Source organism: Nonomuraea maritima (assembly GCF_900100395.1).
Lineage (GTDB): Bacteria > Actinomycetota > Actinomycetes > Streptosporangiales > Streptosporangiaceae > Nonomuraea > Nonomuraea maritima.
Window position 1 is genome coordinate 22,274 of the sequence record NZ_FNFB01000048.1, and the last position, 10,961, is coordinate 33,234.

The 10,961-nt window shown below is 73.0% G+C and carries 12 protein-coding genes; 4 read left to right on the top strand and 8 right to left on the bottom strand.

Annotated features, from left to right (window positions below; all coding sequences use genetic code 11):
- Positions 1–29: 29 nt before the first annotated feature.
- The 5 genes from BLR04_RS37810 to BLR04_RS37830 form a co-directional block, all read right to left on the bottom strand.
- Positions 30–1,832 (bottom strand): aldehyde ferredoxin oxidoreductase family protein, encoded by a 1,803-nt coding sequence (locus BLR04_RS37810; RefSeq protein WP_090773982.1) that lies wholly within the window; start codon positions 1,830–1,832, stop codon positions 30–32.
- Positions 1,833–1,898: 66 nt separating this feature from the next.
- Positions 1,899–2,744, bottom strand: a complete 846-nt coding sequence (mobA, locus tag BLR04_RS37815) for a molybdenum cofactor guanylyltransferase (RefSeq protein ID WP_090773983.1) — start codon at positions 2,742–2,744, stop codon at positions 1,899–1,901.
- 33 nt (positions 2,745–2,777) lie between these two features.
- Positions 2,778–3,803: an ABC transporter ATP-binding protein gene (locus tag BLR04_RS37820; protein WP_090773984.1), complete on the bottom strand. Its 1,026-nt coding sequence runs from the start codon at positions 3,801–3,803 to the stop codon at positions 2,778–2,780.
- The gene (locus BLR04_RS37825) at positions 3,800–4,501 is read right to left on the bottom strand and encodes an ABC transporter permease (protein ID WP_090773985.1); all 702 of its coding nucleotides are present in this window, start codon (positions 4,499–4,501) and stop codon (positions 3,800–3,802) included. The genes BLR04_RS37820 and BLR04_RS37825 overlap by 4 nt, the downstream gene beginning before the upstream one ends.
- A 7-nt stretch (positions 4,502–4,508) precedes the next feature.
- Positions 4,509–5,363 (bottom strand): ABC transporter substrate-binding protein, encoded by an 855-nt coding sequence (locus tag BLR04_RS37830; RefSeq protein WP_090773992.1) that lies wholly within the window; start codon positions 5,361–5,363, stop codon positions 4,509–4,511.
- Positions 5,364–5,418: 55 nt separating this feature from the next.
- Here BLR04_RS37830 and BLR04_RS37835 point away from each other — a divergent pair, with 55 nt between their 5' ends.
- A complete protein-coding gene (locus BLR04_RS37835) occupies positions 5,419–6,363 on the top strand; it encodes a substrate-binding domain-containing protein (RefSeq protein WP_090773986.1) in 945 nt (314 codons plus the stop codon).
- Here the strand turns inward: BLR04_RS37835 and BLR04_RS37840 are convergent.
- The 3 genes from BLR04_RS37840 to BLR04_RS37850 are packed head-to-tail and all read right to left on the bottom strand — an operon-like array spanning position 6,336 to position 8,558.
- Positions 6,336–7,394, bottom strand: coding sequence for a spore photoproduct lyase family protein (locus BLR04_RS37840; protein WP_090773987.1), 1,059 nt, complete (start codon positions 7,392–7,394; stop codon positions 6,336–6,338). The genes BLR04_RS37835 and BLR04_RS37840 overlap by 28 nt on opposite strands.
- Positions 7,391–8,143, bottom strand: coding sequence for a DNA-formamidopyrimidine glycosylase family protein (locus BLR04_RS37845; protein ID WP_090773988.1), 753 nt, complete (start codon positions 8,141–8,143; stop codon positions 7,391–7,393). The genes BLR04_RS37840 and BLR04_RS37845 overlap by 4 nt, the downstream gene beginning before the upstream one ends.
- A gap of 28 nt (positions 8,144–8,171) precedes the next feature.
- A complete protein-coding gene (locus BLR04_RS37850; RefSeq protein ID WP_090773989.1) occupies positions 8,172–8,558 on the bottom strand; it encodes an ATP-binding protein in 387 nt (128 codons plus the stop codon).
- A gap of 272 nt (positions 8,559–8,830) precedes the next feature.
- On the opposite strand from BLR04_RS37850, the gene BLR04_RS37855 reads away from it, so the two are divergent.
- Genes BLR04_RS37855 through BLR04_RS37865 form a run of 3 tightly spaced genes read left to right on the top strand, consistent with a single transcriptional unit; the run spans position 8,831 to position 10,918 of the window.
- Positions 8,831–9,334: an SRPBCC family protein gene (locus tag BLR04_RS37855; RefSeq protein WP_090773990.1), complete on the top strand. Its 504-nt coding sequence runs from the start codon at positions 8,831–8,833 to the stop codon at positions 9,332–9,334.
- On the top strand, positions 9,331–9,672 hold the full coding sequence (locus tag BLR04_RS37860; RefSeq protein WP_090773991.1) for a YciI family protein: 342 nt from the start codon (positions 9,331–9,333) through the stop codon (positions 9,670–9,672). The genes BLR04_RS37855 and BLR04_RS37860 overlap by 4 nt, the downstream gene beginning before the upstream one ends.
- A 10-nt stretch (positions 9,673–9,682) precedes the next feature.
- A complete protein-coding gene (locus tag BLR04_RS37865) occupies positions 9,683–10,918 on the top strand; it encodes an RNA polymerase sigma factor (RefSeq protein WP_245740983.1) in 1,236 nt (411 codons plus the stop codon).
- Positions 10,919–10,961: the final 43 nt, after the last annotated feature.

Consider the following 10,961-nt stretch of genomic DNA (forward strand, 5'->3'; position numbering starts at 1 on the left):
GAATTGTCAAGGTTTGAGGGGAGCCGTGGTCAGGCGTCCAGCAGCAGATCCTCCAGATCGGCCGTCCTGACGCGTCCCTCCTCGTCCAGACCCCGCGCGGAGTAGTAACCGGCGACCATCGACCGCAGCCGGCGCGCATCGAGGGCCGCGCTGCGGCCCGAGCCCAGCTCCAGCGGGGTCTCCAGCATCCGGGCGGGCAGCGTGTCGTCGGCCGCGGTGGCGCCCTCGCGCAGGTTGAACGCGCGCTTCGCCCGGACGATGCGCCGGGCGGCGTCGCGCAGCTCGGCCGCGTCCAGGTTCCAGCCCGTGACCAGCGCGAGCAGCCTGGCCCACTCCGTGAAGGGGTCGTCGAACACGCCCCGCAGGAACTTGCACAAGATCATGGAGTCCATGACCGCGGCCCGGTCCTCGGTGCCGATCGCGGCGGCGACGTGGGCCGCGCCGCCGTCGAGCCGGTCGAGCTCGCCCGACAGGTCGGCCTCGTACGCTCCCGACCGGTTGTGGTCGGCCCCTCTGGCGTTCACCGCGAGGCCGAGCGCCATCGCCTGCAGGCTGCGCGGCTCGTAACCGGGCAGCTCAAGGCCCTTGACCTGCGGCGCGAAGTCGATCGAGCCCTGCCCGACCACGGCGGCGGCCCGGCGCGACCCCTGCGCCAGCAGCTCGCCGAGGCCCGGCTCCCGGGCGCCGATCGCGTCGATCGCGCGCAGCAGCGCCGCGCCGTCGCCGAAACGCAGCCACGGCTCGTCGATCAGGCCGCGCTCGACGCACTCCATGGCCCAGGCGATCGTCCCGCCCGCGGAGATGGTGTCGAGCCCGAGCTCGTCGCAGCGCGCGCTGGCGGCGAACACGTCGTCGGGGTCGGACACCCCGCACAGCGGGCCGAGCGCGAAGACGTTCTCGTACTCCATCCGTTGCTGTCCGCCGCCCTTGCGGGAGTAGATGTGCTCGCAGCCGATCGAGCACGACGCGCAGCTGTTGCGGGCCACTCCGCGCAGCTCGTGCAGCTCTTCTGCGGCCAGCCGGGGCGCGCCGTCGAAGGTCGCCGCCGTGAAGTTGCGGGTCGGCAGGGTGCTGACCGCGTTGAACGCCAGGAGGTTGGCCAGCGTGCCGAGTTCGCGGTATTTCGCGGTGGCCGGGCCGAAGCTGCGCTGCCGCAGGTCGCGGGCGGCGGCGAGGACGCCCTTCTGGTCGGCGACCGACACCTTGGTGGCCGACCGGACGAGGACCGCCTTGATGTTCTTGGCCCCGAGCACCGCGCCCAGGCCGCCGCGCCCGGCGTGCCGGCCGTCGTGGCTGATCGTCGCGTATCTGACCTGGCGCTCGCCGGCGGGGCCGATGGCCGCGGTGCGCCAGGTGCGGCCGAAGCGCTCCTTCGCCGCGGTCTCGGCCTCGGCGGCGCTGAGCCCGGCCAGCTCAGGCGCCGGTTCGAGGCGGACGCCCTCGCCGTCGATCAGCAGCACCGACAGCTCGTCGGCCCGGCCTCTGATGACGATCGCGTCGTGCCCGGTCAGCTTGCCGGCGATGGCGAACTGGCTGGAGGCGAGGGCGTCGGTCAGCAGCCCCGTGAGCGGCGACTTGGCGACCACCGCGAACTTGGCGCTGGTGGTCAACGGGGTGCCGACCAGCGAGGAGAACACGAAGGCCAGCGGCGCCTGCGGGGCCAGCGGGTCGACGCCAGGAGGGGCCAGCCGGTGCATCAGCCAGGTGCCGAGCCCCACTCCGCCCAGGTAGGACCGCAGCACGCGCTCACTCAGCTCGAGGACCGCGCCCTCAGCCTCCCGACCTTCTACGTCGACGAGCAGCGCTCGCCCGAAGAAACCACCAGGCGTCATGCTCCCGACTCTAGGCGGTCTGCACCGGGGTCCCTCCAGGAGCCCCTGCGCGCATGTCGTGCCGGCTCAGCCGCCGGCGTCCGCTGACAGGAAGGCGACGGTGTCGCCTGCCACGAGCGGCAGCGCGCCGTCGCGGGTGACCTGGTCGCCGTTGAGTGCGGCCACCACGTGGCGGTCCAGGGTCAGGCCGGCCTCGGCGGCGGCGGCCCCGAGCGTGGCGGCGCGGACGCCGCGCGGCCGGTGGCCGCCGTTCCTCGCGAGCGCGCCGAAGCACTCCACCAGGACCTCCGGCGGCAGCCGGTCGCGGGCCGCCGCGTAATCGTCCGGGGAGTTGACGTTGACCACGGACTCCAGCTCGGGGTCGTGCCGCGCGAGCTGGGTGTCGGCCAGCAGGTCGTCGTCACTCAGCTGCACCACCTCGCAGTGCTTGTAGAGCATGCCCGGCCGCAGGTCGCCCTCGGCCAGGAGCCGCGTGACGAGCCCGGCCAGCGAAGTGCGGTAACCGGCTGCCAGCGGCTGCCGGAAGCCCCGCGCCACCGGCAGCGCCACGTCGACGCCCGGGGCCAGCCCCCGCAGCACGCGGCGGACGAAGGCGGGGTGCAGGAACGGCATGTCGGTGGAGCAGACGAACGCCGTCTCTGCCCGGTCGGCCACCGCCGCGAGCCCGACGGCCAGCCCCTGCATGGGCCCGAGCCCCTCCACGGGGTCCTCGGCCACCGACACCCCAGCGGGCAGCGGCGGGAGCTCCTGCCCCGGCGCGGCCACCACGACGACCGGCCCGTCGACCGTCCGCGCGAGCAGCGCGGCGGCCCGGTACAGCAACGTCGAACCGTGCCATTCCAGCCAGGCCTTCGGCCGTCCCATCCGGCTGGAACGCCCGCCCGCCAGTACGACGCCTGCAGCAGTCCGCATGCCCGCATGCTAGGTCACGCCGCGACCTCCCCGTCAGCGGACCCCCGCCGGCTCGTCCCGTCCGGCGGAAGCCAGCTCCCGCGCGTGCCGCACCTCGACGCGGACCTCGGCGCCCGGCGGCGGCAGCTCGGCGGCGGGCACGTCGCCGGGGTGCAGGCAGGTCAGCGGGCCGGCCGCCGTGTCGACGTCGACGCGGGTGACGATGCCGAGCGCGACCGTCCTGCGCAGCGTCCCGGTCACCGTATGTCCATCACCCTCGCCGGAAAGCTCGTCGAGCACGAGACGGGTGTGCTCCGGCCGCGCGGCGAGGGTGCGGGCGAGGCCGGTGAGCGCCGGCGGGAGCAGGTTCGTGTACCCGAGCAGCCTGGCCGTGTCGGTGTCGCCTGGATGGTCCAGCACCTCGGCGGTCGGGCCGTGCTGGCGGATCCGGCCCGCGATGAGCAGCGCGGTGTCGTCGGCCAGGGCGACGGCCTCCTGCCGGTCGTGGGTGACCAGGATCGTCGCGGTGGGCCGGCCGGTCAGCGCGGCCCTCAGGTCGGCGAGCAGGTCGGCGCGGGTGGTGCTGTCCAGCCCGGTGAACGGCTCGTCCAGCAGCAGCACCTGCGGCCCGACGGCGAGCGCGCGGGTGATGCAGACCCGCTGGGCCTCGCCGATGGACAGGCTGCGGGCGTCGCGTCCGGCGAGCGGCCCGAGGCCGAGCGCCTCCATCCACGGCTGTGCCCGCTCGTACGCCTCGCGACGGCCGACGCCACGGAACCGCAGCCCGCTGATCACGTTCGCGGCCACCGTGCCGCGGCGCAGGATGGGCCGTTGCAGCACGGCGACGGCCGCGTGCCGCATCGTGGAGCGCGTCGCGGGACGTCCGTCCAGCAGGATCCGACCGCTGACGCGATGGCCGCTGAGCAGGCCGAGCGCGCGCAGCAGCGTCGACTTGCCGGCCCCGTTGGGGCCGAGCACCGCGAGCGTGCGCCCCGACGCGACGTGCAGCTCCGGCACGCTGAGCAGCTCGCGCCCGCCGGCGTGCACGCGGAGGTCCCGGCACCCGATCCCGGCGCTCACCGCGGCACCACCCGTCGCTGCTGGATCAGGGTCAGCGCCAGGTTCACCCCGAACGCGAGCAACAGCAGGATCAGCCCGAACGCGATGGCGAGCGGGAACTCGCCCCTGCTGGTGGCCAGCACCGCCGCCGTGGTCAGCACCCGGGTCTGCCCGGCCAGGTTGCCGCCGACCATCTGCGCGGCCCCGACCTCGCTGACCACCGCGCCGAACGCGGCCATCGCCCCGGCGAGCAGCGGCAGCCTGGCCTCGCCCAGCAGCGCCGCGAGCGCGCGGGCCGGCGTCGCCCCGAGCGCCCGCATCTGCACCAGGAAGTCGGGATCGACCTGTTGCAGCGCGGCCGCGACGAGCGCCACGACGATCGGGGTGGCGATCGCGCCCTGGGCGATGACCATCGCGGACGGGGTGTAGAGCAGGCCGAGCCCGCCGAGCGGCCCGCTGCGCCACAGCAGCACCGTCACGAACAGGCCGACCACGACCGGCGGCATGCCCATCCCCGTGTTGGCCGCCGCCAGGACGACCCGCCGCCCTGGGAAGCGCGTGAGCGCCACGACCGCGCCCAGCGGCACCCCGATGAGCAGGGCGATCGCTGTCGCGGTCAGCGAGATCCTGAGGGTGAGCGCGATGATCGACCAGCTCTCCTCGTCACCGGAGAGCAGCAGGGCAACGGCGCCCGCCAGTCCGTCGAACAGCACGTCCATGCCGGTCTCACAGGCCCAGCTTCGACTCGTCCGCGCCGGCGTCGGGGGTGAACAGCGGCTGGCCGTACTTCGCCCGCCCGAACTCGCCGATGAGCCGCTGCGCGGGCTCGGCGACGAGCCAGTCGGCGAACGCCTTCGCGCCGTCGGGCTGCACCTTGTCGCCGGCCTTCGTGGTCATCTCGATGACGTGGTAGACGTTCAGCAGGCCGGGGTCGCCCTCGCTGAGCACCTCCAGCTCCAGGGTGTCGCGCTGGGCGAGGTAGGTGGCCCGGTCCGAGAGGGTGTAGCCGCCCTTCTCACTGGCCACGCGGAGCGTCTCGCCCATGCCCTGCCCGGTCGACTGGTACCAGTTTCCGCCCGGGGTGACCCCGGCCTTCGACCAGAGGTCCTTCTCCTTGGAGTGGGTGCCCGACTCGTCGCCGCGAGAGACGAACACGGCCTTGGCGTCCGCGACCTTCTTCAGCGCGTCCGTGCTGCTCGCGCCCTTGATCTTCGCGGGGTCGTCCGGCGGGCCGACCAGCACGAAGTCGTTGTGCATCACCAGCCGTCGCTGACCGGCGCCGCCCTCGGCGACGAACTTCTCCTCCGCCGCGGGCGAATGCACGAGCAGGACGTCCGCCTCGCCGCGACGGCCCAGCTCGATGGCCGCGCCGCTGCCCACCGCCACGGTCTTGACCTGCCAGCCGCTCTCGCGGGTGAACACCGGGAGCAGTTCGTCGAGCAGCCCGCTGTCCTGGGTGCTGGTCGTGGTGGCCAGGATCAGCGATTTCGCCGGTTCGCCGGAGGACGGTGCGGTGGTTCCGCACGCGGCCAGCAGAATCGTCGCCACCCATGCGAGACCGAGCAGAATCCCTTTACGCATGGCTGTGACCATATCTGTGCTACTTCAGATAAGCGCAAGGGTAAGTTGTGGAAGCGTGACCCGATATCGGGAAATTTGCGCCGAACTCGCGCACCACATCAGCGGCGGCGAACTCCGTCCGGGCGACGAACTGCCCGGCGTACGGGAACTCGCCCGGCAGTGGAACACGACCGCCTCCACGGTCAGCCGGGCCCAGCGCCGGCTCGCCGACGCCGGGGTGCTCGAACTGGCCGACCGCCGCCGCGCCCGGGTGGCGTCCGGCGGCGCGCTCGCCGCCCGCCGCTTCCTCGAGGCCGACTCCGTCCTCACCCTGGCCGGCAGCGACGACCCCGCCCTCGGCCTGCTCACCGCCGCGCTCGACGGACGGCTGCGCATCGCCACGCGCGAGGGCAGCGTCGCCGGGCTCGACGCCGTACGCCAGGGCCGCGCCGACGGCGCCGCGATCCACCTGCTGCACCACACCGGCGTCTACAACGCGCCCTTCGCGCTCGGCATGCTGCGCGGCCTCGACCCGCACCTCGTCCACCTCTGGCGCCGTGAGCAGGGGCTCATCGTGCCGCAGGGCAACCCGTACGGCATCACGGGCGTCGGCGACCTGCCAGGACGGCGGATCTCCACCCGGCGTCCAGGCACCGGCACCCGGGTCCTGCTCGACCGGCTGCTCCTCGCCGCCGGACACGACCCGGACGGCATCCGGGGGCCGCAGATGGGCACCCATCTGGAGGTCGCCCTCGCCGTCGCCACCGGCACCGTCGACGCCGGCATCGGCGTCCGCTCGGCCGCCACCGACCTGGACCTCGACTTCGTCCCGCTGGCCTGGGAGGACTTCGACGTCGCGCTGTCGGGGCGCGCCCTCGACCCGGCCGCCCACCTCGTCGCCGCGCTCAGGACGCCCGCCCTGCGCGCCCGGATCTCCGCCCTGGACGGCTACGACACCACCCGTTCAGGCGACGTCACGAAACTCGCCGTCACTCAGAAGGCGTACCGGACCGTGCAGTAAGGGAGCTTCTCGGCGAGCAGGTCGGTGAGGGCGGCGACGTAGCGGCCCTTCTGGCCGGTGCGGTAGCGGACGTTCCAGCCGCCGGTCTGCGACCGCTTGGCCTGCTGGAGCTCCGGCCGCCACAGCACCTCTTCCGCCTTCGGATGCCACCCGAGGTTGACCTCGTGGAGCCGGTCGTTGTGGGTCAGGAAGATCACCTCGGCGGCCAGCTGGGCGCGGGCCTCGGGAGACAGCGCGTCGTCGAGCTGCCCGAGCAGCTCGGCCCAGTCCTCCAGCCAGCCGTCGCGCACCACCACCGGGCTCAGATTGACGTGGACCTCGTAACCGGCCGCCACGAAGTCGTCGATCGCGGCCATCCGCTCGGCGATCGGCGACGTACGGATGTCGAGCAGCTTGGAGTCGGCGGCGGGCATGAGGCTGAAGCGGACCCGCGTCCGCCCTCGCGGCTCCCAGTCGAGCAGGTCGCGGTTGACGTACTTGGTGGCGAAGCTGGCCTTGGCGTTCGGCAGGTCGCGGAACAGCTCCACCAGGTCGCGTACGTTGTCGGAGATCGTGGCGTCCACCGAGCAGTCGGAGTTCTCGCCGATGTCGTACACCCACAGCCGCGGATCGACCTGGTTGGGCTCCGGCTTGTCGCCCTGACGGCCGGCGTGCCGCCGCAGATAGCCCGTGATCTTCTCGATGTTCGCGAACACCGTGATCGGGTTACTGTAGCCCTTGCGCCGCGGCACGTAGCAGTAGGCGCACGCCATCGCGCAGCCGTTCGCCGTCGACGGGGCGATGAAGTCCGACGAGCGGCCGTTGGGCCGGGCGGTCAGCGACTTCTTCACGCCGAGCACGAGCGACTCCGTCTTGATGCGCACCCAGCGGGCCACGTTGGCCTCGTCGCCGTACAGCTCGGGGATGCGGTTGTGGCTCTCGATCTCGACGAGTTCGGCGTCGGGGAAACGGTCGAGGATCTCGCGCCCACGCGGCAGCGCGGCCGCCTCTGGCTCGATGTAGACGCGCCGGATGTCGAGGAGACCGCTCACCGCTGCTCCGGCTGATCCATACCACAACAGTATGCGGTCCTCCCGGCGAGTTGCCAGGTCAGGACGGGTGCACCGCACCTGCGGCAGTGGTCGCGCCGGTAGACCCAGCGCTCGTCCGGCGCGTCCGGGTCGCTGACCACCTGCCCGGCGTCCCTGCCGAGCGCGAGGTACGTGACCGCGGTGTCCCAGAGCCGTCCGGCCGTGTCGCGGGACAGGTCACGGGCGTTCGGGTGCAGGCCCGTGAGGAAGAGCAGCTCGGCCCGCCACGCGTTGCCGATCCCCGACCAGATCCGCTGGTCGAGGACGGCCGCGCCCACCGGCCCCCGGAACGCGGTCAGCCGGGCGGCGGCCTCGTCCTGGCAGGCGTCATGACGCAGCGGATCGGGCCCGAGCGAGTCCCGCAGCCCCGCCACCTCCGCCCGCGACAGCGCCTCGCAGCGTGAAGGGGCGATCAGGTCGTATGCCACCTCGGGCGTCGCCAGCCGCAGCCGGGTGCCGGGCTTCGGCGGGGTGCCGGGGTCGTCGTACCGCAGGAAGATGCCCCGCATGCCGAGGTGCACGTGCACGGCGGGCACGTCGTCGAAGTGGTAGAGCAGGTGCTTGCCGACGGCCTCGACGCCGGTGAGCGCCCGCCCGTCCCAGGGCCGCGCGTCGAACCGGCCCTGCGGACCGGCCGCCCGCACCTCACGGCCGGCCAGGTCGGCGTGCTGTTCGGCGGCGTGGCGGTGGATGAGATGTCCTTCCGGCATGCCGGAGGACTACCCTTTCTCGGCCGCTTCAGGAGGGCAGCGACATGCGCAGGCGGAGCCGCGAGCAGCCGGGCCGCTGGTCGATGCTGATGTCGTCGCACATCTGCCGCATCAGCCACAGCCCGAAGCCGCGCCGGGCGTCGTCCGGCGGGCGCTGCCGGCGGGCGTGGTGGGGGGCGAGCACGCCGTGGGTGTCGGTGATGTCGACGACGACGTCGCCGCGGTCGAGCCAGACGCGCACGGTGCCGTGGCCGCCGCCGTGCTCGAGGACGTTGGCGGCCGCCTCGCTGACCGACAGCATCAGGTCTTCCGCGCGCTGCGAGCTGAGCCCGGCGCGGGTGGCGTAGTCGAGGACGCGGGCGCGCAGGACGGTCAGATCGTCGTTGATCGGCCACGGGCCGGGGGAACTTGTCACAACTTGACCTCTTCGTGGCGCCTAGCGGGGCGGCGGCACACAGCCGGACCCGAGAATCGGTCGGACCACCCGCCCGGCCACCGCCCTTTGATGCAGCTCACGCAGGTCCGGACCTCCCATAGCGGCCCATCCTCCCACCCCGCCAGGACGACCTGAAAGCCTCCTCCACCTTCCCGCCTTCGACCGTCGCGCCAAAAATCTTGGCCCCGGTGCGTAGTGGAGCCCGTCCCCCGTTCGTCATCCCTCTGACGGACACGAAAGGAGCACCATCCATGGACCTGGTCACCGGAGCGCAGGTAACGGTCGTGCTGCCCGTACCGATACCGCGCGAACGGATGTGGGAGCTGATCACCGCGATCGAACGGACGGGCGAGTGGAGCCCCGAGGCCACGGGCGGCGTCTGGTGCGACGCCGAAGGCCCGGCTGTCGGCGCCCGGTTCATCGCCCGCAACCGGTACGCCGGCGGCTTCGAGAGCACGGTGACCTGCGTGGTCACCGAAGCGGAACAGCCGCTCGCGTTCGGCTGGACGGTTCTGGACGACGCCGGCCTGGCCGGCTCCATCTGGCGCTACGAGCTGCGGGACGGCGACGAGCCGGGCAGCACCCTGGTCAGCCACTCGTTCACCCACGGCCCCGGCGTGACCGGCGCCCGCGAGAGCGCCGAGGCCGACCCTGAGGCACTCGGCAGCCGCCTGGCTACCCTGTGCCGGAACATGTCGGCCACGGTCGCCGCCATGGTCGCCGCCGATTCCCCGACGATGGGAGCAACCCGATGAAGTACCTCATGCTGGTGTGCGTCGACCCCGACCACACGCCCGGTCAGGACGACGGCGCCCCCGACGTGGAGGACTGGGTGGAGGAGACGGACGGCAAGGGCGTCCGGCTCATGGGCAGCCGTACCCGCCCGGCGAGCGACGCGACGACGGTGCGCGTACGCAACCGGGAGGTGCTGCTGACCGACGGCCCGTACGCGGAGACGAAGGACCTGATCGCGGGCTTCGACATCCTCGAGTGCGCCGACCTCGACGAGGCCATCGAGGTCGCCTCCAAGCACCCGATGGCCTGGCACGGCGCGATCGAGCTGCGCCCGTTCTGGCCGGACGACGAGGACTAGACGACGCCCCGTGGCAACCGAGGTGCGGCACCGGATCGCCGCGATCTACGCCGACGGATGGAGCCGGATCGTGGCCACCATGATCCGGTTCACCGGCGGCGACTGGGACCTGGCCGAGGAGTGCGCGCAGGACGCGTTCACGAGGGCGCTGCGGAAGTGGCCGGAGTCGGGCGTGCCGGACCAGCCGCTGGCGTGGCTGACCACCGCGGCCCGCAACCGCGCGATCGACCGGATGCGGCGCGCGTCCAACGAGGCGACGAAGCTGCAGGAGGTGGCCGCGATGGACCCGGAGCCGCCGCCCTACCGGACGGACAGCGACATCCCGGACGAGCGCCTGGAGCTCATGTTCACCTGCTGCCATCCGTCGCTGAACCTCGACGCCCAGGTGGCGCTGACGCTGCGGAGCCTGACCGGCATGAGCACCGGCGAGATCGCGCGCGCGTTCCTGGTGTCGGAGCGTGCCATGGGCCAGCGCATCTTCCGCGCCAAGCAGAAGGTCGCCCACGCGGGCATCCCGTTCCGGGTGCCGCCCGCGCACCTGCTGCCGGACCGCCTTCCCGCCGTGCTTCACGTGCTGTATCTGCTGTTCAACGAGGGGTACGGCGACCCGGGCAAGGCCCGGCTGTGCCAGGAGGCCATCCGCCTCGCGCGGGTGCTGACGCGGTTGATGCCCGACGAGCCGGAGGCCGCGGGCGTGCTCGCGCTGATGCTGCTGCACGATGCCCGCAGGCGATCTCGCGTCGACGCGGCCGGCGATCTCGTCCCGCTCGACGAGCAGGACCGTACGTTGTGGGATCAGGAGCAGATCGCGGAGGGCGCGACGATCTGCGAGCGGGCGCTGCGCCGGGGCCGCGCCGGGCCGTTCCAGCTACAGGCGGCCATCGCGGCGTGCCACGCGACCGCGCCGCTCGCCGAGCGGACGGACTGGGCGCAGATCGCCGGCCTGTACGCGGAGTTGGCGCGCGTCGCGCCGAGCCCGATCGTCGAGCTGAACCGGGCCGTGGCGGTCGGCATGGCCGACGGCCCCGAGGCGGCGCTTCCCCTGGTGGACGCGATCGCCGGGGCCGGGCGGCTCGACGGCTACCACCTGCTGCACGCCACCCGCGCCGACGTGCTGCGGCGCTCCGGTCGTACCCGAGAGGCGGCCGTCCACTACCGCCGGGCGCTCGACCTCGCGCCCACCGAGGCGGAGCGCCGTTTCCTGCGCAACCGGCTGGACAGCCTTCACCAGGAGCGGTTGGAGTAGCTGCTCCAGTCGAAGTGACCCTGACGGCCCTCACCGATGCGGA

Bases quoted from the DNA above. Each gene is read 5' to 3' on its own strand.
- BLR04_RS37810 (WP_090773982.1), bottom strand. From the start codon at position 1,832: ATGACGCCTGGTGGTTTCTTCGGGCGAGCGCTGCTCGTCGACGTAGAA.
- BLR04_RS37845 (WP_090773988.1), bottom strand. From the start codon at position 8,143: ATGCCGGAAGGACATCTCATCCACCGCCACGCCGCCGAACAGCACGCC.
- BLR04_RS37825 (WP_090773985.1), bottom strand. From the start codon at position 4,501: ATGGACGTGCTGTTCGACGGACTGGCGGGCGCCGTTGCCCTGCTGCTC.
- BLR04_RS37860 (WP_090773991.1), top strand. From the start codon at position 9,331: ATGAAGTACCTCATGCTGGTGTGCGTCGACCCCGACCACACGCCCGGT.
- mobA (WP_090773983.1), bottom strand. From the start codon at position 2,744: ATGCGGACTGCTGCAGGCGTCGTACTGGCGGGCGGGCGTTCCAGCCGG.
- BLR04_RS37855 (WP_090773990.1), top strand. From the start codon at position 8,831: ATGGACCTGGTCACCGGAGCGCAGGTAACGGTCGTGCTGCCCGTACCG.
- BLR04_RS37830 (WP_090773992.1), bottom strand. From the start codon at position 5,363: ATGCGTAAAGGGATTCTGCTCGGTCTCGCATGGGTGGCGACGATTCTG.